General features: G+C 67.0%; 22 protein-coding genes. 7 read left to right on the top strand and 15 right to left on the bottom strand.

What is annotated here, in order from left to right; genetic code table 11:
• Positions 1 to 11 precede the first annotated feature (11 nt).
• The 9 genes from A37U_RS43185 to A37U_RS0111175 all read right to left on the bottom strand — a co-directional run bounded on the left by A37U_RS43185 (position 12) and on the right by A37U_RS0111175 (position 7,543).
• The gene (locus A37U_RS43185; protein WP_020496739.1) at positions 12 to 1,505 is read right to left on the bottom strand and encodes an MFS transporter; all 1,494 of its coding nucleotides are present in this window, start codon (positions 1,503 to 1,505) and stop codon (positions 12 to 14) included.
• Positions 1,502 to 2,044 carry a TetR/AcrR family transcriptional regulator gene (locus A37U_RS0111210; RefSeq protein WP_020496738.1) on the bottom strand — a complete coding sequence of 181 codons (543 nt, stop codon included), beginning with the start codon at positions 2,042 to 2,044 and terminating at the stop codon, positions 1,502 to 1,504. The genes A37U_RS43185 and A37U_RS0111210 overlap by 4 nt, the downstream gene beginning before the upstream one ends.
• 128 nt (positions 2,045 to 2,172) lie before the next feature.
• Positions 2,173 to 3,546 carry a replicative DNA helicase gene (dnaB, locus tag A37U_RS0111205; RefSeq protein ID WP_020496737.1) on the bottom strand — a complete coding sequence of 458 codons (1,374 nt, stop codon included), beginning with the start codon at positions 3,544 to 3,546 and terminating at the stop codon, positions 2,173 to 2,175.
• 393 nt (positions 3,547 to 3,939) lie between these two features.
• Complete coding sequence (rplI, locus tag A37U_RS0111200) at positions 3,940 to 4,404, bottom strand: 50S ribosomal protein L9 (RefSeq protein ID WP_020496736.1); 465 nt, start codon at positions 4,402 to 4,404, stop codon at positions 3,940 to 3,942.
• Positions 4,405 to 4,418: 14 nt separating this feature from the next.
• Positions 4,419 to 4,658 (bottom strand): 30S ribosomal protein S18, encoded by a 240-nt coding sequence (gene rpsR / locus A37U_RS0111195; protein WP_020496735.1) that lies wholly within the window; start codon positions 4,656 to 4,658, stop codon positions 4,419 to 4,421.
• A gap of 41 nt (positions 4,659 to 4,699) precedes the next feature.
• Positions 4,700 to 5,197, bottom strand: coding sequence for a single-stranded DNA-binding protein (locus A37U_RS0111190; RefSeq protein ID WP_020496734.1), 498 nt, complete (start codon positions 5,195 to 5,197; stop codon positions 4,700 to 4,702).
• A 2-nt stretch (positions 5,198 to 5,199) separates the two neighbouring features.
• Positions 5,200 to 5,523 carry a 30S ribosomal protein S6 gene (rpsF, locus tag A37U_RS43180; protein WP_040587378.1) on the bottom strand — a complete coding sequence of 108 codons (324 nt, stop codon included), beginning with the start codon at positions 5,521 to 5,523 and terminating at the stop codon, positions 5,200 to 5,202.
• 119 nt (positions 5,524 to 5,642) lie between these two features.
• Positions 5,643 to 6,494: a hypothetical protein gene (locus A37U_RS0111180; protein WP_020496732.1), complete on the bottom strand. Its 852-nt coding sequence runs from the start codon at positions 6,492 to 6,494 to the stop codon at positions 5,643 to 5,645.
• Positions 6,495 to 6,553: 59 nt separating this feature from the next.
• A complete protein-coding gene (locus A37U_RS0111175; protein WP_020496731.1) occupies positions 6,554 to 7,543 on the bottom strand; it encodes a hypothetical protein in 990 nt (329 codons plus the stop codon).
• A 140-nt stretch (positions 7,544 to 7,683) separates the two neighbouring features.
• On the opposite strand from A37U_RS0111175, the gene A37U_RS0111170 reads away from it, so the two are divergent.
• Positions 7,684 to 8,451 carry a deoxyribonuclease IV gene (locus A37U_RS0111170; protein WP_020496730.1) on the top strand — a complete coding sequence of 256 codons (768 nt, stop codon included), beginning with the start codon at positions 7,684 to 7,686 and terminating at the stop codon, positions 8,449 to 8,451.
• Positions 8,423 to 9,778, top strand: a complete 1,356-nt coding sequence (locus A37U_RS0111165) for a glycosyltransferase family 87 protein (RefSeq protein WP_240437547.1) — start codon at positions 8,423 to 8,425, stop codon at positions 9,776 to 9,778. The genes A37U_RS0111170 and A37U_RS0111165 overlap by 29 nt, the downstream gene beginning before the upstream one ends.
• Here A37U_RS0111165 and A37U_RS43175 read toward each other — a convergent pair.
• The 3 genes from A37U_RS43175 to A37U_RS48220 form a co-directional block, all read right to left on the bottom strand.
• A complete protein-coding gene (locus tag A37U_RS43175; RefSeq protein WP_020496728.1) occupies positions 9,674 to 10,924 on the bottom strand; it encodes a glycosyltransferase 87 family protein in 1,251 nt (416 codons plus the stop codon). The genes A37U_RS0111165 and A37U_RS43175 overlap by 105 nt on opposite strands.
• Before the next feature lie 71 nt (positions 10,925 to 10,995).
• A complete protein-coding gene (locus tag A37U_RS0111155) occupies positions 10,996 to 11,388 on the bottom strand; it encodes a hypothetical protein (RefSeq protein WP_157182753.1) in 393 nt (130 codons plus the stop codon).
• Positions 11,363 to 12,112 carry a ParA family protein gene (locus A37U_RS48220; protein ID WP_157182752.1) on the bottom strand — a complete coding sequence of 250 codons (750 nt, stop codon included), beginning with the start codon at positions 12,110 to 12,112 and terminating at the stop codon, positions 11,363 to 11,365. The genes A37U_RS0111155 and A37U_RS48220 overlap by 26 nt, the downstream gene beginning before the upstream one ends.
• 490 nt (positions 12,113 to 12,602) lie before the next feature.
• On the opposite strand from A37U_RS48220, the gene A37U_RS0111145 reads away from it, so the two are divergent.
• Positions 12,603 to 13,058: a hypothetical protein gene (locus tag A37U_RS0111145; protein ID WP_020496725.1), complete on the top strand. Its 456-nt coding sequence runs from the start codon at positions 12,603 to 12,605 to the stop codon at positions 13,056 to 13,058.
• A gap of 166 nt (positions 13,059 to 13,224) precedes the next feature.
• Here the strand turns inward: A37U_RS0111145 and A37U_RS0111140 are convergent, their stop codons facing one another.
• The 3 genes from A37U_RS0111140 to A37U_RS0111130 all read right to left on the bottom strand — a co-directional run bounded on the left by A37U_RS0111140 (position 13,225) and on the right by A37U_RS0111130 (position 18,422).
• Positions 13,225 to 14,760 (bottom strand): glycosyltransferase family 87 protein, encoded by a 1,536-nt coding sequence (locus A37U_RS0111140; RefSeq protein WP_240437546.1) that lies wholly within the window; start codon positions 14,758 to 14,760, stop codon positions 13,225 to 13,227.
• A 205-nt stretch (positions 14,761 to 14,965) separates the two neighbouring features.
• Positions 14,966 to 17,710: a transglycosylase domain-containing protein gene (locus A37U_RS43165; protein ID WP_020496723.1), complete on the bottom strand. Its 2,745-nt coding sequence runs from the start codon at positions 17,708 to 17,710 to the stop codon at positions 14,966 to 14,968.
• Between the two features lie 295 nt (positions 17,711 to 18,005).
• Positions 18,006 to 18,422 (bottom strand): DUF5318 family protein, encoded by a 417-nt coding sequence (locus tag A37U_RS0111130; RefSeq protein ID WP_026197098.1) that lies wholly within the window; start codon positions 18,420 to 18,422, stop codon positions 18,006 to 18,008.
• A gap of 269 nt (positions 18,423 to 18,691) precedes the next feature.
• On the opposite strand from A37U_RS0111130, the gene A37U_RS0111125 reads away from it, so the two are divergent.
• The 4 genes from A37U_RS0111125 to A37U_RS0111110 all read left to right on the top strand — a co-directional run.
• The gene (locus tag A37U_RS0111125; RefSeq protein ID WP_026197097.1) at positions 18,692 to 19,258 is read left to right on the top strand and encodes a PadR family transcriptional regulator; all 567 of its coding nucleotides are present in this window, start codon (positions 18,692 to 18,694) and stop codon (positions 19,256 to 19,258) included.
• Complete coding sequence (locus A37U_RS0111120; RefSeq protein ID WP_020496720.1) at positions 19,248 to 20,339, top strand: inositol-3-phosphate synthase; 1,092 nt, start codon at positions 19,248 to 19,250, stop codon at positions 20,337 to 20,339. Before A37U_RS0111125 ends, A37U_RS0111120 begins: the two co-directional genes overlap by 11 nt.
• Before the next feature lie 302 nt (positions 20,340 to 20,641).
• Entirely contained in the window at positions 20,642 to 20,950 is a 309-nt protein-coding gene (locus A37U_RS52855; RefSeq protein ID WP_026197096.1) for a transposase, read from the top strand.
• Positions 20,947 to 21,616, top strand: a 670-nt coding sequence (locus A37U_RS0111110; RefSeq protein WP_020496718.1) for an IS3 family transposase, incomplete at its 3' end; no start/stop codon positions are given. The genes A37U_RS52855 and A37U_RS0111110, both read left to right, overlap by 4 nt.

Raw genomic sequence — 21,616 nt, 5'->3', positions numbered from 1 at the left:
AACACAACCACTCACGACTGATGCAGGCGCTGGCGGCGCAGCAGGAACCAGGCGGCCACCGCGGTGCCGAGTACGAGGATCGCGCCGAGCCCGGCGGCGAGCTGCAGCCCGTTCAGGAAGGCGGACCGCGCGGCCCCGAGCAGGGCGTACCCGGTGCGCTCCGGCAGCTGGCCGACCACGGTGATCGCGTTGCCGAGCGAACTGTGCGCACTGTCCGCGAGCTGCCGGGGTACTCCACTCGGGGTGGGAAACCCGCGGTAGACACCGGACAGCGCCGAGCCGAGCAGGGCGATGCCGAACGCGCCACCGAGTTCGTACGCCGTCTCGGATACTGCGGACGCGGCGCCCGCCTGCTCGGTGGGCACGCTGGACAGGATGATGTCCGCGGTGACCGTGAAGGCCAGCCCGGCACCCGCACCCAGTACGAATAGCTGAATGCCGATGAACAGGACGGAGGTGTCCTCCACGAACAGGCACATCCCGCCGAGCGCGAGCCCCAGCAGTACGAGTCCGCCCGCCACGATGACGCGTACTGCGGACCGGCGTGCGAGCTGTCCGGCGAGCAGGCCGGTGATGACCGCTCCCACGGTCACCGGCAGTTCGATGAGCCCGGCCTGCAGCGGACTCCGGCCCTGGACCATCTGCAGGTACTGGGAAAGGAAGAACACGGTCCCGCCGAGCCCGAGGATGCTGAACAGGTCCGCGAGCACGGCCCCGGTGAACCCGCGGTTGGCGAATAACCGGACGTCGAGCAGTGGGTTCGGCAGTCGTAGCTGCCTGCGCACGAACCAGAAGAGCCCGCCGATCCCGAGGACCGCCGCGACCAGCACATCGAGCCGCGCGCCGAACTGGGCGGCCTCCTTGATCGCGTAGACCACCCCGACCAGGCCGATCATGGACAGCGCCACGCTGCCCGGGTCCAACCGCGCCGGGTTCGGGTTCCGCGATTCCGGGAGCAGCTTCATCGCCAGCGGGACCACGAGCACCATGACCGGCAGGTTGATCAGGAAGACCGAACCCCACCAGAAGTGTTCGAGCAGCACACCACCGAGCAGTGGTCCGATGGCCATGCCCACCGAGGCCATCGCACCCCAGACGCCGATCGCGAAGCTGCGTTGTGCCGGATCATCGAACAGGGTGCGCACCATCGCGAGCGTGGCGGGTAGCAGGGCGGCACCCGCGACACCGAGCAGGGCGCGCGCGAGGATGAGCAGCTCCGGGCTCGTCGCATAGGCGTTGAGCACCGAGATGAGCCCGAATCCGGCCGCGCCGATCAGCAGCATCCGCTTGCGGCCGAACCGGTCCCCCACGCTGCCCATCGAGATCAGCAACCCGGCCATCACGAACGAATAGACATCGGCGATCCAGAGCAGCTGGGTGTTCGAGGGGTGCAGGTCCTCGCTGAGGAACGGGATCGCGAGCCCGAGCACGGTCGCGTCGATCGTGACGAGCAGTTCGGCGAGCACGACGACCGCGAGCGCGAACCACCGCAGGCTCTTGCTCATGGCTGCTCCCGCCGCGCGCCGTCGAGGAACAGGCCGAGGATCATCGCCCGGTAGTCCTTGCTCGCGATGCGGCCGAACTGGGCGGACCACGCGGCCGCGGCGATCAGCGCGAGCAGGGCATCGGAGAGCCAGGTTGTGCTCATATCGATCCGGAACTCGCCGTCCGCCTGGCCGCGGCGGAACAACTCCACCAGCCGGTCCTCGAGTTGCTGCCAGCCCTCGGATGGTTCCTCGAGGTACAGCTGGTCCTCGCTGAGCAGGAAAGACAGCAGCGGCGCCGTCGACTCGGTCTCCGTGACCACCCGGTGCAGGGCCTCGGTCGCGGTGCCCTCGTCGAGCCGGGCCGCGCGGAATGCCCGTTCCGCCTCCTCGATGCCGAGCTCCTCGAGCGCCTTGATCAGCGTTTTCCGCCCGGCGAAGTACCGGTGCAGCGTCGCCCGGCTGATCCCGGCCGCCTTCGCGACCTCGTCCATCGTCGCGCCGTTGTTGCGGCTGAGCAGGGTGGCCGCCGCGCGCAAAATCGTCTCCCGACTCGACATGAGACGATCATAGCTCACCTGAGACAAAAATGTCTCAAAAGGTCGTGTGCGGAAATGTTGGTTAGAACCAACACAACCACGCACAACCCCATCGACCGGCCCGGTTCGTGCAGGTCGGGAGTGGTTGCTCAGCCCTGGGCGAGGTCGGTGAAGCGGGAGTAGTGCAGCTGGTGGGCGACCGTGATCGTGGGGGTGGGACCCGCACGGTGCTTGCCGAGAATGAGGTCGGCCTCTCCGGCGCGTGGGTCGTCGAGCTCGAACGCGTCGGGGCGGTGGATGAGCATGACGATGTCGGCGTCCTGCTCCAGGCTTCCGGACTCACGCAGGTCGGAGAGCATCGGCCGCTTGTCGGTGCGCTGTTCGGGCCCACGGTTGAGCTGGCTGATCGCGACCACGGGGACCTCGAGTTCCTTGGCGACGAGCTTGAGCTGCCTGGAGAACTCGGAGACCTCTTGCTGGCGGGACTCGACCTTCTTCCCGGAGGTCATCAGCTGCATGTAGTCGACGATGATCAGGCGCAGTTCGTTGCGCTGTTTGAGCCGCCGCGCCTTGGCGCGGATCTCCATCATGGTCAGGTTCGGCGAGTCGTCGATGAACAGCGGGGCCTCGGAGATCTCGCTCATCTTGCGGGCCAGCCGCATCCAGTCGTCATCGGACATCTTGCCGGTGCGCATGTCCTGCAGCCGGATCTTGGCCTCGGCGGAGAGCAGGCGCATCACGATCTCGGTGCGGCTCATTTCCAGCGAGAAGATGACGCTCGCCTGCTGGTGATGGATGGAGCAGGACCGTGCGAAGTCCAGGCCCAGCGTGGACTTGCCCACACCGGGACGGGCCGCGACGATGACCATCTGGCCGGGGTGCAGGCCGTTGGTCACCTCGTCGAGATCGGCGAACCCGGTCGGCACCCCCTTGGAGATCCCGCCTCGCGAGGCGATGGCGTCGATCTCGTCCATGGTGGGCTGGAGCAGTTCCTCGAGGATCACGTAGTCCTCGGCGGTGCGCCGCTCGGTGACGTCGTAGATGGCCGACTGGGCGCGGTCGACGATGTCGTCGACCTCCGCGCCGTCCCCACCGCCGTAACCGAGCTGCACGATCCGGGTGCCGGCCTCCACGAGCCTGCGCAGGGTGGCCTTCTCGGCGACCAGCTGGGCGTAGTACCCGGCGTTCGCCGCGGTGGGCACGGTCGCGATCAGGGTGTGCAGGTAAGGGGCGCCGCCGACCCGGGACAGCTCGCTGCGCCGCTCGAGTTCGGCGGAGACGGTGATCGCATCGGCCGGTTCCCCGCGCGAGTAGAGATCGAGAATGCAGTCGTAGACGGCCTCGTGGGCCGGACGGTAGAAATCCCCCGGGCTGAGTAGTTCGACGACATCGGCGATGGCGTCCTTGGAGAGCAGCATCCCGCCGAGCACCGACTGCTCGGCGGCCAGGTCCTGCGGCGGCTGTTTCTCGTACGCCGCCGGAGCTCCGGGTGCTTGCGCTTCTCGCTCGTCAGCGACCGTCACCGCGATAGTCCCTCCATTCGCACATACGTTCGATGATACCGCAAAGGTATGTCCCCTGCGGCGACGTTAGGTCCGCGCCACGGGCCGGGCAACCCACCATGGGGACAGTATTGGGGACAAGGCGTGGACCCGGTGGGGACAAGGCGGGACAGCATGTCGCCGAGAGGTGGACCCACTGGGGACAACCTGGGGACAGTGATGGGATACCTCATCATTCGCGCAGGTCAAACCCTGTGGAGCAGCTGTGGACAACTTTCGGGTAAATCGGTTCGGCGTGTCGCGCCGTGCGGGCCCTCGGCGTGTCGTTGGGCGGGGGCGCGGACAGCAGAAGGTGGGCAGCAAAAGGCCGTCCCGTCCAAGTCGGACGGGACGGCCCGGGATGCTTTTCGCGGACTACTCCGCGTCCGCGGCGCGCACCTGCAGCGCGAAGGTGACCTCGACCTTCGGATGCAGGTTCGCGGTGACCGCGTGCTTACCGGTGGTCTTGATGTGCCCACCGAGCTCGATCACCCGCTTGTCGAGCGTCGGCCCGCCCGCGGCCTTGAGCGCGTTGACCACATCGGCCGGGGTGACCGATCCGAACAGCTTCTTGGAGTTCGGCGCGGTCTTCGCGACCAGGGCGATCACCGGGAGGCTCTCGATCCGCTGCTTGACCTCGTTGGCGTGGTCGAGGTCGCGGATGCGCCGCGCCTCCTGCGCCCTGCGGATGGTGTGCACCTGCCGCTCGGCGCCCTTGGTCGCCGTGATCGCGAGCGACCGCGGGAGCAGGTAGTTGCGCGCGTAGCCGTCCTTGACCTCGACGATGTCGCCGGGGCCGCCGAGGTTGGCCACGTCTGCCGTGAGAATGATCTTCGCCATGACGTGCTCCTTCCTCAGCGCGCGGTGGACGTGTAGGGCAGCAGCGCCATCTCGCGCGAGTTCTTCACCGCGACGGCGATGTCCCGCTGGTGCTGGCTGCAGTTGCCGGTGACCCGGCGCGCGCGGATCTTGCCGCGGTCCGAGATGTACTTGCGCAGCAGGTTGGTGTCTTTGTAGTCGATGGTGTGCGCGTTGCGGTCCCGGCAGAAGGCGCACACCTTCTTTTTCGGCTTGCGTACGGGTGGCTTGGCCACGGTCTTTCTCCTACTTGCTCACGTGGAATGGGACAGGTTGATCAGAACGGCGGTTCGTCGGAGAATCCGCCGGTGCTCGCCGGTGGTGCGGAGCCCCACGGGTCGTCGGCGGGCGCGGACGGACCGGACTGGCCGCCTCCGCCTCCACCACCGAAACCGCCGCCACCGGATCCACGGCTGACCTTGTTCACCTTGGCGGTCGCGTACCGCAGCGAGGGGCCGACCTCGTCGGCCTCCATCTCCACGACAGTGCGCTTCTCGCCCTCACGGGTGTCGAACGTGCGCTGGCGAAGGCGGCCCTGCACGACCACGCGCATGCCCCTGGTCAGGGACTCGGCGACGTTCTCGGCCGCCTGGCGCCAGATGCTGCACCGCAGGAACAGCGCCTCGCCGTCCTTCCACTCGCCACTGGCGCGGTCGAAGGTGCGCGGGGTCGACGCGACTGTGAAGCTCGCGACCGCGGCTCCCGACTGGGTGAACCGCAGGTCCGGGTCGGCGGTCAAGTTGCCGACAACGGTGATCACGGTCTCGCCAGCCATGCTCAGTTCGCTTTCGCCGTCGCGGAACCGCGGACACGCTGCGCGTCGCGGCGCAGCACCTTGGTACGGAGCACGGTCTCGGACAGCGAGAGCTGCCGATCGAGCTCGTCGACGGTCGTCGGCTCGGCGTTCACGTCGACAAGGGCGTAGATGCCCTCGCTGTGCTTGGCGATCTCGTAGGAGAGCCTGCGACGGCCCCAGATGTCCACGTTCTCGACCGAGCCACCCCCGGTGCGGATCACCTGCAGGTAGTTCTCGAGCGATGGAGCGACATTGCGCTCGTCAAGGCTCGGATCGAGGATGATCATTACCTCGTAATGACGCATGAAGACCACTCACCTCCTCTGGACTTGGCGGTCACGGACGTTCCGTGACAGGAGGGTCAACCGGTCCAGGATACGGCAGCGGCTTGTACAGGCGCCGACGGGGCTGGCCAGCCGGGTTCTTACAGCCGGCGCAGCGCCCAGGTGCGGACCAGCGCGGCGGACACCCCGGCGAGGGCGATGACCGCGATCAGCATCGGAATACCGACCTTGCTCGATTCGCCGTTCGGGTCCTGCGCGAGCGTGGTGGCCCGGCCCGCCTGGTGCACCGGGTTGTTCGCGGCGCTGTCCGGGCCGAGCTGGCCGGTGGCCGGAGCGTAACCGGGCACGCCGTAGCGCTCCCCGGGAGGAGCCGCGAGCGAGTCGGGGGTGCCGTAGCGGGCCGAGGGCGGTGCGGACATGGCCGGGATCGCCCCGGAGCCGTACCGCTCCTGCGGCGGCTGCGCGGTGCCGCTCGCTCCGCCGGGCGCGGTCGGCGCACCGGTCGCGGTCTTCGGTGCCTGGGACTGTGTGGCCGGGTGCGAGGAGGACGGTGGCGAGGAGGGCTGCTGCGGCGGCTTGTAGTCCACGGCGGCCGCAGTGAACCCGCAGGTGCCCGCGATCTTGTTCTCGATGTTCTGGCGGGACTTGTTCTTGTCCAGGCCGAGGCCGTCCACGATCCCGTTCTTGTACGCCTTGTTCACGGCGTCCGCGATGGCCGCGCCGGTGATCGGGGTGGAGGCGCCGTGCGGCATGCTCCCCACCGTGATGGCGGGGATGTTGCTCATCTGCTTGTACGCGTCATCGGGATTGGTGAACAGGCCCGGGTTCTCCGCGATGGCCTGCTTGGCCTGACCGGCCACGGCCGCACCGGAGATGGAGACGGTGTCTCCCATGTGCACGGGAAGCTGTCCGGTGCACGATCCGTAGGTCACGGTCGCGGCGGACGCGCTTCCGGCGCCGAGCACTGCCGTGGTGCCGACAATGGCGGCCATGGTCGCGAGTCCCGCGGTTCTACGGAGACCTTTCCTCAACCCGGTCACCCCTTCACTGTTCAACGCGTTGCCTTTTTCATTACCCAAGCGCGGGCGAGCCCCGCGGTGACTCCGGTCGCCGCGATGACGGCGATGAGCAGCGGGACGCCGATGTCGTTGCCGCCCTGTTTCACCGGCTCGGCGAGTGCGGTCGCCCGGCCCGCGGTGCGCACCGGGTCACCCATCGAGTCGCTGGTGGTCTGTCCGGGGATCTGACCGAACGAGGGTGCGTTGCCCGGGATCTGCGACCCGTACTGCGCGCCCTGATCCGAACCGTACATGCCCGGTGCGCCGTACCCGACGCCGAATCCGGGCGCGTCCATGGGAACCGCGCTGTACAGCGAGGCCGGGGACATGGGTGCCGCGGAGCCGTAGCCGAGCTGGCCGTAGAGCGGAATCCCCGCGGGAACACCCTGCGGGCCGCTCTGCGCGGGCGGGGCGGGCAGCCCTTCCTTGGGCGGCGGCGTCGTGCCCTGGTTGCCTGGTTGGCTCGGCGAACCACCCGGATTGCCCGGGCTCTGCCGGTCCGGCGGGTTCTGCTTGGCGATGTGCAGGCCGGTCAGGCCCTTGGCGAGCTGCTTCGAGGCGGGCGCGAGCGCGTCGGTGACCGGTTTTCCGGCGTCCTGGATCGGCGCCGCGATCGCGTTCGTGGTCTTGGCCATGATCGAGCAGCCACCGGTGAGCAGCTTCTGCAGCACGCTGTTGATACCGCCGATGAGGTCGGCGAGCGGGCCTTTGTGCGCCTTGGCCGCACCGGCCGGGTTGAGCGCGCGGGCACCGGCCTGCGGGATGGCACCGATCGGCACGACCGGGCCCTTGCCGATACCGAGCACCGCGCCCAGATCGATGGAGACCGGCTCGCCGGGAGACCCGGTCACCGTGGCATTGCAGCTGCCGACGATCACCGGCTGCGCGGCATCGGCGACGGGTGCCGCGATGGCCGTCGATGCGAAGCCGACACCCGCCGCGAGCACCGCACTCGCGGCGATCCGTCCAACACGCGCGCCCATGTACTCATCCCTCCTGCCGAATGAGTTAACGACCCAGTAGCCGATAGGTGACGGTCACGATACCGGCGTTCGGTGTCCCGTGGCACCCCCACAAAACGGGCGGGTGATGTTCGTCGGTGGGGGTGGTTACGCTGACGGCCATGCGAATCGGAGCACATGTACGCCAGGAGGACCCGATCGACGCCGCGGACGAGGTCGGCGCGAAGGTCGTGCAGTTCTTCCTCTCCGACCCGCAGTCCTGGAAGACGCCGAAGGCCCCGGAGAACGCGGCCGAGATCAAGGACAGCGATCTCGAGGTCTTCATCCACTCCCCGTACGTGCTCAACGTCGCATCGACGAACAACCGGATCCGGATCCCGAGCCGCAAGCAGGTGCTCGAGCAGTCGAAGGTGGCCGCGGAGGTCGGCGCGACCGGGCTCGTGGTGCACGGCGGGCACGTCACCAAGGATGACGCGCCCGAGGAAGGGCTCGGCAACTGGCGCAAGCTGTTCGAACGGCAGGCCAAGGAGGGGGGTTTCCCGACCCGCGTGCTGATCGAGAACACCGCGGGCGGGGACAACGCGATGGCGCGCGGATTCGACATGCTCGCCAGACTCTGGGACGAGGTCGGCGAGTTCGAGGCCGGTTTCGTGCTCGACACCTGCCATGCCTTCGCGGCCGGTGAGGACCTGGTCGGGATCGTCGACCGGGTCAAAGCGATCACCGGGCGCATCGATCTCGTGCACCTGAACAGCTCGCGGGACTCGTTCGGCTCCTGGCGGGACCGGCACGCGAATCTGGGCAACGGCACCATCGAGGTCAGCCAGCTCGCCGATGTGGTGCGCGCCGCCGATGCGCCGGTGGTGTGCGAGACGCCGTGGACCGGGATCGCCGAGGACATTGCCTACCTACGCGAACACACCGGCTGAGCGGTCCCGCCGCCCGGAACGCCTGGTCCTCGCGGTACTCGTGGCCCTGTGCGGGCTCATGCTCGTCGCGGGGTTCGCGAACAAGGACCGCTGCGCCGGGCCCGGGTACGACGCGCACGGGGTCACCCAGCCCTCGATCGGGACCAAGCAGTACGCCGAGGTCTGCTACTCCGACATCCAGTACCTGTGGCAGGCCCGCGAACTGGACCGGCACCGCTTCCCCTATACCGACGGCGGGCTCGACGCGCGCGGTGAGCTGACCGGGGGCAGCGTCGAATACCCGGTGCTGACCGGGATGCTGATCTGGCTGGGTTCGGTGTTCGCGGGCAACGACGGGCAGTTCCTGCTGGTCTCGGCGCTGCTGCTGGCCCCGTTCGGCCTGTTCACCGCGTTCGCACTGGGCAAGCTCACCCGCTGGCGTGCGCTGTGCTGGTCGCTGGCCCCCGCTCTGGTGCTGTACGGCTTCCACAACTGGGACCTCGCGGTCGTCGCGGTGAGCACCAGCGGGTTCCTCGCCCTGCTGCGCTGGCGGCGCCCGTTCGAACAGCGCGCGGTGCTCGCCGCGGTCCTGTTCGGTCTGGGCTTCGCGCTCAAGCTCTATCCGGCGCTGTTCGTGCTGCCGCTGCTCGCGCTGACCTGGACACGGGGCGCGCGGGTCAGCCGGGTGCTGGCCGCCGCGATCGCGCCCGCGGTGCTGGTGAACCTGCCGTTCGTGGCGCTCGGCTTCGACGGCTGGCTGGCCTCGTTCACCTTCCAGGCCGCTCGCAAGGTGGACATCACCACGAACTCGATCTGGTTCTGGGCCTTTCGGCCCTACTCGAATCCGGACAACCAGGCCTTCCAGGACGCGGTCGGCCTGGCGGCACCACTGGCGGTGTTGCTCGGCTGCGCGCTCGCGTTGTATCTGGGGCACCGCCGCTGCCTGCGCACCGGCGAGTACCCGTTCGTCGCGGTGTGCGCGGCGATGTTGTGCGCGTTCCTGTTGCTGTACAAGGTGCACTCCCCGCAGTACGTGCTCTGGCTGCTGCCGTTCTTCGCGCTGCTGCGGGTGCACCCCGGCTGGATCGTCAGCTATCTGCTCGTGGACGTGGTGTTCGGGATCGGCCTGTTCCGCTGGTACTACCAGATCGACTCGGGCATCTACGACGGATTCGCCGCGCAGGCGGTGATGATCGGCGTCTGGGGCCGGGCCGCCCTGCTCGCCGGGTTGTTCCCGGCCTTCCTACGCGCCGCGCCCGGCTGGCACACCGGGTTCGTCGACGCTGATCACGTGATTCCGCGTGCCGATCTTGATCGCGGTGATGACCAGCGCGATCACCCCGACTAGCACGTAGGAGTTCCCGTAGATCTGCTGCCACACCGTCCAGTGCACCTCGGCCCCGTTGTCCCGGGGAGCGAACCAGAACGGCCCGATGTAGCCGATCGCCATGACCGCCACCGTGCCGAGCGCGAGCCAGGGCTGGCGCAGCCGCCACGCGTTGACGGCGAGCAGCAGGAAGGCCGGGGCCACCCAGGTCCAGTGGTGCGACCAGGACATCGGCGAGATCAGCAGCCCGCCGATCGCGTTGATCACCAGCGCGGAGGCGGTGTCCCGCACCGCGAGCGCACGCCGCATCCCGATCACGATCACCACCAGCAGCGCGATCACCGAGACCGCCCAGCACACGTTCTGCGCGGTCTCATCGGCGATCAGCCGGGCGAAGAACCCCTTGAGAGTCTGGTTCGTCGCGAAGGTGACATTGCCCGCGATGTCGAAGACCTGTTTGGTCCAGAATTGGATCGACAGCCCGGGCGCGACGATCAGCGCGATGGCCGAGGACACCACCCCGCCGACCACCATGCCCAGCACCCCACGCCAGTCCCTGCGCAGCAGGAAGAACAGCAGGAAGGCACCGGGAACGAGCTTGACCGCGGTCGCCATACCGGTGAGCAGTCCACGGTAGCGGGTGTTGCGCAGCGCGAGGCAGTCCACCGCGACCAGGGCCATCAGCACCGTGTTGATCTGGCCGAACTGCAGATTCTCCCGCACCGGCTCGGCGAGGGCGGCGACCGGAAGGCCGAGCAGGGCCAGCTTCATCGCGAGCGCGCGCGGGAGCTCACGGCCCTCGCGCTGGTGCAGTTCGCGCACGAAGACGTAGAGGGTGGCCAGCAGCGCGATCGTGGAGACGGTGCCGAACAGCACCTCGGAGGGATACAGTTCTATCAGGGTGAGCGGGGTGAACAGCAGCGCGGCCAGCGGCGGGTACAGAAACGGCAGCGCGATGCCCGCGCTGGTGGGCGGCAGATCGTGATACAGCGGTGCGCCCCGGACCAGTGCCTGCGCACCGAGTCGGTAGACCTCGAGGTCGATCGGCATCGGGATCACCATCAGCACCACGACCGCGGCGGCGAGCTCGACCACGCCGAGTGCGATCCAGAGTGCCGGCCCGATGGCGAGCAGCCTGGTCAGTAGTGCTTGTGCTCGCGTCATCATTCTCTAGCCACCACGTAGTCGCGTTCCCGGTTCGCGGCGACCCTACCGGGCGGTGCCCCGCTCGCCTGCGGCTACGGCGCCTTGTGCCGGGCGGCGAGCTCGTTGACCGCGTCCGGGTCGCTGCGCCACAGCGCGATCATCGCGCGGATGCGGGTGTTGTGGTCGATCCGGTCGTCCAGCTTGGCGAGGCCGAGGGCGCGGTGATCGTCGGGATGCAGGTACAGGGTGATCCGGTCGGCCGATCCGGGCGCGGGAGTGCGCAGCTCGGCGGAGGCCGCGGATTCGTTCGGTTCGGGCGCAGGCGGGTGCACCGCCCCGGGCGGGCGCATCCGTTCGGTCTGTTCGGGTTCGTCCCGTCGCCCTTCGGGGGCAGCCTGCTGTTCGGATGGTGGCTGCTCTTCGGGTATCGGCGCGACCTGTGGGGTCCTGCCGAGGAGTTCAGCAAGCGTACGTTGAGTTGCCATGGATGACCTCCGCTGCTCCGGTCGGTCGGGCTGGGATGCGGGACACGGGTGCGGTGGTGTGGTCCGGGTCGTATCTGTGCCCGCACATGGCGAGCAACTCGGCGACGAGCGCGCGGTACTCGCGGGTCGCCGCCGAGGCCGTCGAATGCCGGCCCCCAGGTAGGTCACAGACCGGCTTGGCCAGTTCGAGCGCGTCGTCGTGCGAGACGAGTGCGCGGGTATAGGTGCTTGCGACGCGATAACCGAGCGAACGCAACTCATCTCTTCGTTCCTCGGCGGCGCGACAGCGATCGCGGTGCACCCGGGTGAGCGCGATCAGATAGGGCACGTTGTTCGGTCGCACGCGTTCGTCCACGAAGGACAGCAGCGGGCGCAGGTCCATCAGCTCCGGCCGGGTGGGGAAGGCGAGTACATCCAGTGCGCCCTTGCACAGCAGCGCATCGAGCGCGCTGTGTTCGCGCACGCCGGGCAGATCCACGAGCACCACGTCGAATCCCGCGGTGCGCAGGCCGCCGAGCTCGGCCGGATCGGTGCTCACCGCGACCTGGAAGGGCATCGCCGCGCCCGCCGCGGTTGCCGCGTCGAGCGCGGAACGGTTCGGATCGGTGTCGACGAGCAGGGTCTGCTCGCCGAGGCCGCGAACGCAATGGGTCGCCATGTTCAGCGCGAGAGTTGTCTTTCCCACGCCGCCCTTCGGCCCGCCTACTCCGATCACGACTGTCACCGGGCCAGCATAAACCAGCGAACGGTTTCATGCTAATACGGTATAGCGGGAAATTGTGTTAGCGGTTTAATGGTTGGCCATCATTCATTCAATTACGACTGCCGGTATTGATGGGAAAACATTAAACTTCCGTACTATCCTTCGATCGGGTAACGCCGGAATACCCGGTCGACAGGTACCTTTCGAAGGGTAATTGAAAACCCGAGCTAACGGGCGTGGCAACACGTTCAGGCGACATGGATGCCCGCCCTGCATGCGTCTTTTGCTGCCTTACTGGCGAGTTGGCAACACGAATGAGGGAACATGGCACTCCCTTGTCACCTGATGGTCGCATGCGACTTTCGTTCTCGGCCATAGCGTGTTTAATGTTCATTACGGAATTCCTGATCTGCGCGGATCGAACCTCGAGGAACCGAAGAACGAAATAGCTACTTGCGTGCGGGTTAACACCAGCGGCGCTTTATCAAGAAACGAACGGGAGTATTTCCACATGAAGACCTTCATGAAGCGGGCCATCACGGTCGCCGCGGCCACCGCTGGACTCGCCCTCCTGGGCGGCACCGCCAGCAGCTTTGCGTCCACCATGGACACCGCCAGCCCGGACCAGTTCTGCTCGCAGACCAGCAGCACTACCAACGGGCCGGACGACGGCACCACCAACTCACCGTGCAACGTTGTGCCCTCCTACGAGCAGGCGCACAAGGACTTCATCCGTGGTGGCACGCAGATCGGGCAGGCCGGCAAGCTGCTCGAAGGCAAGCCAGCCGAGGCGCTCCAGGGCGTTGGCACCGGTGCGGGCTCGGTCGTCGCCGGGGCGTTCACCGGTGTTGTGGCGAACCCGGTTGCCGAAGGCCTGAAGGGCGTGCACGCTCTCGTGCCCGCATACCCGGGTCCGGTCTCGGTGACCGACCACCAGCAGCGTGGCAACGAGCCGGCCACCAACTGAGTGACCCGTTGAGGTCTGTTGGCGAAACCGGTGGGCCGGAGCGGATCATGGGCCCTGAATCGCGCGATCACCACCGTCACCGCTAATTGAACGGAAATCTGCCGGGTGCGCCGGACACAGTCACTGTGTCCGGCGCACCCGGCGTTTCAGTGTCTGGACCGGCTCTTCAGTCCGAACTGGACTGTGGTGTCGTTCCGCTTTTCCCGCGTGCGGAGAGCAGCTTCGGCAGGCTCGGTAGGAGGAAGCGGTCGAGGCGTTGCGCGACCGGCCCACCGCTGGGGTCGTCGTCCCCGCTGATCCGGACGGGATCCCGCTGCGGGTGCAGGATGTGGTGCACGATCAGTGCGCACAGGCCGAGTACCGCGAGATCGCGAACCGTGACGGCGCCGAGGAACCACTGCGGTGGCAGGCCTCGATCCGGTTCGCCTGCCTTGATCGTCTCCTGCTCCAGGTACATGAACATCCGCGGCGCCCAGACGAGTGCGTCGATCGCCATCCAGCCGAGCAGCAGCTTCCAGTTCGGCAGGGCAAGCACGGCGAGCGGGACGAGCCAGAGCGAATACTGCGGACTCCACACCTTGTTGGTGAGCAGGAACGCGGCCACGAGGAGGAAACACAGCTGTGCGAGCCGCGGTCTGGTCGGCGCGCAGAGGGCGAGCCAGCCGATCGCGACGCAGGCGAGGGCGAGTACGACACCGCTGAACCCGTTCAACGCTTCGACGCTGGGGAACCCGGTCCAGCCCGTGAGGCCGGAGACGACGTTGTAGAGGGAGTCCGGATCCGCCGCCCGCGAAGCGTTCAGCCGGAAGAACTGCGCCCAGCCTTCCGGATAGGCGAGCATGATCGGCAGATTCACCACGAACCAGGCGAGCACCGCGGTGCCCGTGGTGCGCAGACCGTCTCGCAGTCTCCCGGATCGCAGGCACAGCAACAGAATCGGGAACAGCAGGAACAGCGGATAGAGCTTCGCGGCCCCGCCCAGTCCGAGCAGTATCCCGGCGAGCGCGGGTTTTCTGCGCGCCCAGGCGAGTAGCCCGGTCGCGGCGAACGCGGTCGCAAGCGTGTCGAAGTTCGTGAAGGCGTGTACCAGCACCAGTGGAGAAGCCGCGACGAGCACGGCATCCCACGCTCGGCGGCGCGCGGTGCGGGCGACCGCCCAGATCGTCACCAGCCAGGCGAGCCCGAGCAGTAGTGCCGATGCGTTGAAATACACCGCGACCGGCAGCGCGGCGGGCAGTATTCCGGAGTGCGCGAGGCTCGTCCACAGGTCGGCGATCTTGGCGTTGACCCACTGGAAGAGACCGGTGAGCACCGGGTACTCCATATAACGCCGCTCGGTGACCTGCTTGCCGGAGTCATCGGTGGTCTCCTCGGCCCACGAGTCGCGGTACGGGAACGCGCCCTTGTCCAGTTGCTCGCTCCCGTAAAGCGGCACGATGTCCGAGTAGCACATCGACACGTACTGACGGTGTCCCGACCAGTCGAGCCCGGTGCCCTGATCGTTGGACTGGATGCACGCGGCCTTCCCGCACCAGGAAAGCAGCAGCGCCAGGATCCCGATGGCGAGCACCACCCGGAGCGGAGAGAAGAACCAGTGCCGGCCGATCGCCGCATGTCTGCCGAGGGGTCCGCCGATCACCGCCGACGCCTGCCGCGCGATCGTCTGCGTCCAGGTCGGGATCACGCGCTCGTCCGGCGTCAACGAGTCCGTGTCCTCAGTGCCCCCTCGCGAACCCTTCCGCACCGTTCGCGTTGGCTCGCCCGATTCGGTGTCTGACTCGGCGCTATCGGTCACCGCCGCATGGTACGAGCAACGCCAGAAGGCCCTTGTGAGTGGTTGTGTTGGTTAGAACCAACACAACCACTCACAAGGGCCTGTTCAACCTGGTCAGAGCGGGTTGTTCGGGTCAGCCGCCGGTGCCGCCGCCACCGGTGTGGCCGCCTCCGGAGTGGCCACCCGGCGTGTCACCACCGCCACCGCCGCCACCGCCGGTGCCGCCACCATCGGTGCCTCCGCCGTGGCCACCTCCGCCACCGCCGGTGTCACCGCCTCCGGTGCCGCCGCCACCGCCCCCATGTGTCGGTGGACTCGAACCGGTGTTGTTGTCCGGTTCGCTGGTGTCCTGGTTATGGGTGGTGTGCTGGGTCGTGCGCCGGTGCCTGCTACGCGTGGTCTCGTCGGTCGCATCGGTCTGATCGTTGGACGAGTTCGTCTGCGTGGGCGGGGTGTAGGTGGAGTACGAGTAGTCGGACTGCTCCCCCATCGGCGGGATCTCACTCAATTGCTCGACGGGTTTGCCCTGCAGGTAGTCCTTGGAGAACTCCTGCCAGATGAAGGCCGGTTCCTCACGACCGTAGATGTCGTAGTTGGTCGAACTGCCCTTGGGGTTGGAGTAGTTGCCGTGGATGGCCTTACCGCTGTTGCGCTTGTCCCCGACGTAGACGGCACTGACCACCTGTGGGGTGCCGCCGACCATCCAGGCGGCGGTGTTGCTGCCCTCGTCGCCCGCGGCGTAGGCCTGCGCGGTACCGGTCTTGGTCGCGTTCGGCCGGCCGCCGAGCGAACCGCCGCTGTAGCCGAGCACGTCCTTCATCGAGTCGAGGACGGTGCTGGAGAGCTGGGCGTTGCGCTTGGGGTCGTTTTTGTCGAAGGCCGGTTTGCCCGTGGTCTGCGCCTGGTAAAGCGTGTCCTCGCCGGAGGAGTCGGTGACCTTGCTGACGAAGTGCGCGGGGATGAACGTGCCGTTGTTGAAGAAGGTGGCATAGGCCTGGGCCATGTCCTTGACCGAGACCGGGTACTGGCCGAGCGCGATACCGCCGCCGATCTCCTTGGGCTTACAGGTCTTCGGGTCGACCTCGGTGAGGCTGGGGACGTTCTCGCAGCCCGCCCGCGACGTGCTCTTGGAGATGCCGGCCTGCCAGGCGGCGTCGCGTACCTTCTGGGTGCCGATCTGGGCGGCGATGTTGTAGAAGACGGTGTTCACCGATTCGGTCATGGCCTGTTTGACCGTGCAGCTGGTGCCACAGCTCTCTTCATCGGCGTTGTGCACCCTGGTGCCCTTGATCACCTGGTTGTCGGTGCCGTCGAAGGTGCTTCCCAGCCCTGCCCCCGGTCGGTTCTCCAGCAGAGAAAGGAAGGTGAACGGCTTGAACGAGGACCCTGGCTGGTGCGCCTGGGCGGCCTGGTCGTACTGCGACTTGTCCCGTTGCCCCGGATAGTAGGCGAGGACGCTCCCGGTCTTCGGGTTGACCGAGACCTGCCCGCTGACCAGGTTCTTGTCGTTCTTGTTGGCCCTCATGATCTTGTTGTTCGCATCAACGGCCATCTGCTGGACCTTGGGGTTGATGGTCGTATAGATCTTCGCGCCGGAGTGCCGCAGCTGGTTGGCGTCGAGTCCCTTCGATTCGAGCTCGCTGTCGACCTGCCGCTTGACCGCGAGCAGATAGGGATTCTTCTGGAGCTGGGTCTCCTGTTTGTTGCTCCCCGCCTCGATCGGCGTCGGCACCACGGCCTGGGACCGCTCCTCCTTGGTCATCCACTTGTGGTCGACCATCTGGTCCATCACGTAGTTCGCGCGATCCGCCCGGTATTTCTCGTTCTCCGAACGGCCCGGTCCCTGGATCAACCCGGCGAGCACGGCGGCCTGTGGTTTGGTCAGCTTCTCGGCATCGGTGTTGAAGTAGGCCTTGGCCGCGGCCTGGATGCCGTAGGCGCCGCGCCCGTAATAGATCGTGTTCAGGTACGCGGTGATGATGTCCTGTTTGGACTGCTCGTTGGTCATCTTGAAGGACTGGACGAGCTCGATCGCCTTGCGCCAGTACGAGTGCTGGTCGTTACCGGTGGCCTGTTTGACGTACTGCTGGGAGATGGTCGAACCACCGCCCTGGCGCCCGCTCACCTGTTTCCACACGGCGCCGAGGATGCCTTTGATATCGAAACCGGAGTTGGTCTCGAAGCTCGCGTCCTCCGCGGCCTCGGTGGCGTGCTTGACCGTGTCGGTGATCTGGTTCGGCTTGACAATCGTGCGGTTGCCGCCGTCCGTCTTGTCCGTGGTGATCACCGACTTGTCGGCGAAGTAGTAGTTCACCGGCTGCGCGAGCTTGGCCTGTGCCTCCTCGGGGGAGGGCACGTCCACGACCTGATAGGTGATGAAAAACCCGAGGATCGGCCCGATGATCAGCACGGCCGCGGCGATGTAGATGCCCCGGCGGATGCGTTTCCACCGCCGCTTGCGCCGCATCCGGGCCCGCTCGAGGCTGGTGGAGCGGGGTCGCTGCGGCGGTTCGCGATCGTCCCCCGCTTCCGGCTCGGGCTCCTCGTCCGCGTACTCGTCCTCCTCGGCGAGGTAGTGCGTGTTCAGCCGGCCGTCGGTCTCGAGCGGTTCCTCGTCGAAGTCGTCGAAACCGTCCCGGTGGGTGAGCAGTTCCGGCTCGCGGTAGTCGTCGTAGTGCTTGTCCTCGTCGACCAGCGGGAGCAGCTCGGTCTCCCCTTCGACGGGCGGGATCGGCGGTGGGGCGTAGTTGTTCGGCCGCCCCCCGGGCCGCGGTGGCTGCTGGGGTCCGCGCGGCGGCTGCTGCTGACCGGTCGGCCCGGCCTGGCGCTGCCACGGCGGCGGCACCGGGCGGGCGCTCGTGGGCACCGGCTGGCGCACCGGCCGTCCCGGTTGCTGCGTGTTCGACCCGTTTCCATTCGGCGTGGCTCCACCACCGAGAACGTTCTGGATGGAACCATGGGTACCGGCGCCGGGTTGGGGTTCCTCGCTGCGATGTCGGTGCGCGCCGCCGGAGTTCTGAGCGGCCGGCCGTCCCTGCCTTCCGTCGGGATCGTCACCCGGCCAAGACGGTCTACGCTGGTCGTTCACGAGTTGACCTCCATGGGCGGCTCACCCGTCCGGCAGCCGGCGCCCTGGTGTTCGGCGACGGGTTTTCGTGGCGTACTTCGTGGCATCACTGTCCCGCCGTCTTCCGTTTCCGGTTCCTGGTACCGCGCTCACCGTCCGAGGTGGCACCGGTCCCGAGGACGTATGACTGTACGAGGTGGTTCCAATGACAGCTCGGGCAGACCTCGACGACGTACACGTTGAACTCACTGAACAGCTCGGTCATCTTCTCGAGCTCGGTTCGTGAGCGTGCGGAGCCGGAGGCGGGCCCGAGCACGTCCCCGAAGATCCAGTTGGTGTTGACCAGCTCGCCGTCGCACAGCGGACAGGGCTGCTGGCCCGGCTCGCCGTGGAACCGAGCGGCCCGCAGCAGGTAGGGGTTCGCATCGCAGACATCCATGGTCGAGGTGCGGCCGACACGGACCTCCGCGAGCAGCGCGCGGCGGCGCAGCGCGTAGTCCACCAGCTGTCGTTGGGTTCGCACGATCTACAGGGTACGTGTCCATCCTGTGATCTGAACCGGCCGATTCGATTTATGGTCCGATTCGCATTCGGTTTCGCTGAACCGGGAGCGCATCCGGGGTGGATTCGTGCCGGCTCGGGCACGCTTCGTGTGCGATTTTTCGGGTGATCGGGACGTATTTCGGGGGTTGTGGCGTTGACGTGTGAGAAGGTTCGCTTTCGCTGCTGGGGACCACTCGAGCCGATGTATCGTCCCGATATATAACCGCCGTGATCGCCTTGGAGGTGTCGATGCTCGAATTCGCCGTGCTCGGCATCCTGCACGACTCGGCGATGCATGGATACGAGCTCCGCAAACGCTTGCGGGAACTGCTCGGCTCGCTGCGGGCCTTCTCGTTCGGCTCGCTGTACCCGACGCTGCGCCGGTTGCAGCGCCGCGGACTGATCGCCGAGCGGGATCCGGAGGAGGGTGCGCGGAGCCAGCAGCGACGGGCGCGCAAGGTCTACGAGCTCACCGCGGAGGGCAAGGAACGGTTCGCCGAACTCGCCGAGGACGCGGGCCCGAGCTCCTGCGACGACGAAGGCTTCGGCGTGCACATGGTGTTCTTCGCCCGCACCTCCGCGAGCGCGCGCATGCGCATCCTCGAGGGGCGCCGCAGGCGGGTCGAGCAGCGGCGCGAGGGACTGCGCAGCGCGCTGGCCCGTGCCGGAGAGCAGATCGACCGTTATACCCGTGAGCTGCACAAACAGGGGCTCGAGACGAGTGAGCGCGAGGTGCGCTGGCTCAACGAACTGATCGCGCACGAACGTGCGGAGCAGGAAACCGAAGAAAGTGAGGAATCCGGTCATGGGCGCTAACACCCCCGGGGTGAAGGTCGCGATCGTCGGAGTCGGAAACTGTGCGGCTTCGCTTGTGCAGGGGGTGCACTACTACGCCGACACCGATTCGGAGAGCATCGTTCCCGGGCTCATGCATGTGCAGTTCGGCGACTACCACGTGCGCGACGTACGGTTCGTCGCCGCGTTCGACGTGGATGCCAAAAAGGTCGGCAACGACCTCTCCGAGGCGATCCTGGCGAGCGAGAACAACACCATCAAGATCGCCGATGTGCCACCGCTCGGCGTGACCGTGCAGCGCGGGCACACCCTCGACGGGCTCGGTGCCTTCTACACCGACACGATCGAGGAGTCCGACGAGCAGCCGGTCGACGTGGCGCAGGCGCTGCGCGACTCCGGGGCCGATGTACTCGTCTCCTACCTCCCGGTGGGATCCGAGGAGGCCGACCGGTTCTACGCGCAGGCGGCCATCGACGCGGGCGTGGCCTTCGTCAACGCGCTTCCGGTATTCATCGCCTCCGACCCGGAATGGGCGGAGAAGTTCACCAAGGCCGGGGTGCCGATCATCGGAGACGACATCAAGTCCCAGGTCGGGGCGACCATCACGCACCGGGTGCTCGCCAAGCTGTTCGAGGACCGCGGCGTGCAGCTGGACCGCACCATGCAGCTCAACGTCGGCGGCAACATGGACTTCCTCAACATGAAGGAGCTGTCCCGGCTCGAGTCCAAGAAGATCTCCAAGACCCAGTCGGTCACCTCCCAGGTCGACCGGGACCTCGGCAAGCGGAACGTGCACATCGGGCCCTCGGACTACGTGCCGTGGCTCGACGACCGTAAATGGGCCTACATTCGCCTCGAAGGGCGTGCGTTCGGGGATGTGCCGCTCAACCTCGAATACAAGCTCGAGGTCTGGGACTCCCCCAACTCCGCGGGGATCATCATCGACGCCGTTCGTGCCGCCAAGATCGCCCTCGACCGGGGTATCGGCGGACCCATCCTCTCCGCGGCCTCGTACTTCATGAAGTCCCCGCCCGTGCAGTACTCCGACTCCGAAGCCCGCGACGCCGTCAACCGCTTCATCCAGGGCGACCTGGAACGCTGACCTGGGCAAACGGGTGCTCGTGCGTGGTTGTGTTGGTCAGGGTGGACACCTATTTAGTGACCTATTTGTGACCTGCGGAAAACCTTGCTCGATGCTAGCGCTGTTGCATCTGCCGGGTTCTTGGGCGTGGCGGTCTGCCGTCGTCGTAGGCGATCGGCGGGCCGCCACGCACTGGCGTGTCAGCGTGTCTCTTTGCCGGTGGCAAGCCTCTGTCAATACGGCTGTGTGGCCCACGGGGCTGCTGTATAGATCTGTGACATCCGAGTTCGCTTGCCGAGAGGCAGGCGTGGAAGGATGTTGCTGTGCCCAAGCCTTATCCTCGTGAGTTTCGTGGGGACGTCGTGCGGGTCGCGCGCAACCGCGAGTCCGGTGTGACGATCGAGCAGGTCGCGAAGGACTTCGGTGTTCACCCAATCACGGTGCAGAAGTGGTTGCGTCAGGCGTACGTCGAAGACGGCGTGAAACCTGGTGTTAGCTCCGATGCGGTGGCCGAGCTGCGCGAACTCAAACGTCGTAATCGCCTGTTGGAGCAGGAGAACGAGGTGTTGCGCCGGGCGGCGGTGTACTTGTCGCAGGGCAATCTGCCGGGAAAAGGTTCTACCCGCTCGTGAAGGAGTTGGTCGCTGCCGGTGCCCGCATCCGGGTGCCGGTGGCGGTCGCGTGTCGGGTGCTGAAACTCCACCGCCAGCACTACTACGCCTGGCTTGCCCGACCGGTCACCGACACCGAGCTGGCCGAGGCGTATCTGGCCAACGCGATCTACGACGCCCACCACGAGGACCCCGAATTCGGCTACCGCCTGTTGCGCGACGAGATCACCGCTGCTGGGCACCAGGTGTCCGACCGCACGGTGTGGAAGATCTGCTCGACCAACCAGTGGTGGTGCGTGTTCGGGAAGAAACGTCGCGGCCGCAAGTCCCGGCCCAGCGCGCCCGCACACGATGATCTGGTGCGTCGGGAGTTCACCGCCCACGCGCCGAATCGCCTGTGGTTGACAGACATCTCCGAACACCCGAGCAACGAAGGCAAGGTCTACCTCTGCGCGGTCAAGGACGTGTGGTCCAACCGGATCGTCGGCTACTCTATCGCTGACCGCATNAGCGCCCAGCTCGCCCTCGACGCCCTGGAATCCGCCGTCGCCCGACGCGGCGGCACCGTCGCCGAGTGCACGCTGCACAGCGACCGAGGAGGTCAATTTCGCTCGCGCAAGCCGCAACAATCGCTGTGGCGCCACCAGATTCGCGGCTCGATGGGCCAGGTCGGCTCAGCCGGTGACA

It is taken from the genome of Sciscionella marina DSM 45152 (assembly GCF_000379465.1).
In the GTDB taxonomy this organism is placed as follows: domain Bacteria; phylum Actinomycetota; class Actinomycetes; order Mycobacteriales; family Pseudonocardiaceae; genus Sciscionella; species Sciscionella marina.
This window is presented reverse-complemented; position numbering and strand designations above follow the sequence as displayed.

Coding starts and splice junctions, on each gene's coding strand:
- A37U_RS43185 (WP_020496739.1), bottom strand. CDS start 1,505: ATGAGCAAGAGCCTGCGGTGGTTCGCGCTCGCGGTCGTCGTGCTCGCC.
- A37U_RS0111210 (WP_020496738.1), bottom strand. CDS start 2,044: ATGTCGAGTCGGGAGACGATTTTGCGCGCGGCGGCCACCCTGCTCAGC.
- rplI (WP_020496736.1), bottom strand. CDS start 4,404: ATGGCGAAGATCATTCTCACGGCAGACGTGGCCAACCTCGGCGGCCCC.
- A37U_RS0111190 (WP_020496734.1), bottom strand. CDS start 5,197: ATGGCTGGCGAGACCGTGATCACCGTTGTCGGCAACTTGACCGCCGAC.
- rpsF (WP_040587378.1), bottom strand. CDS start 5,523: ATGCGTCATTACGAGGTAATGATCATCCTCGATCCGAGCCTTGACGAG.
- A37U_RS0111180 (WP_020496732.1), bottom strand. CDS start 6,494: ATGGCCGCCATTGTCGGCACCACGGCAGTGCTCGGCGCCGGAAGCGCG.
- A37U_RS0111175 (WP_020496731.1), bottom strand. CDS start 7,543: ATGGGCGCGCGTGTTGGACGGATCGCCGCGAGTGCGGTGCTCGCGGCG.
- A37U_RS0111170 (WP_020496730.1), top strand. CDS start 7,684: ATGCGAATCGGAGCACATGTACGCCAGGAGGACCCGATCGACGCCGCG.
- A37U_RS43175 (WP_020496728.1), bottom strand. CDS start 10,924: ATGATGACGCGAGCACAAGCACTACTGACCAGGCTGCTCGCCATCGGG.
- A37U_RS0111155 (WP_157182753.1), bottom strand. CDS start 11,388: ATGGCAACTCAACGTACGCTTGCTGAACTCCTCGGCAGGACCCCACAG.
- A37U_RS0111145 (WP_020496725.1), top strand. CDS start 12,603: ATGAAGACCTTCATGAAGCGGGCCATCACGGTCGCCGCGGCCACCGCT.
- A37U_RS0111125 (WP_026197097.1), top strand. CDS start 18,692: ATGCTCGAATTCGCCGTGCTCGGCATCCTGCACGACTCGGCGATGCAT.
- A37U_RS0111120 (WP_020496720.1), top strand. CDS start 19,248: ATGGGCGCTAACACCCCCGGGGTGAAGGTCGCGATCGTCGGAGTCGGA.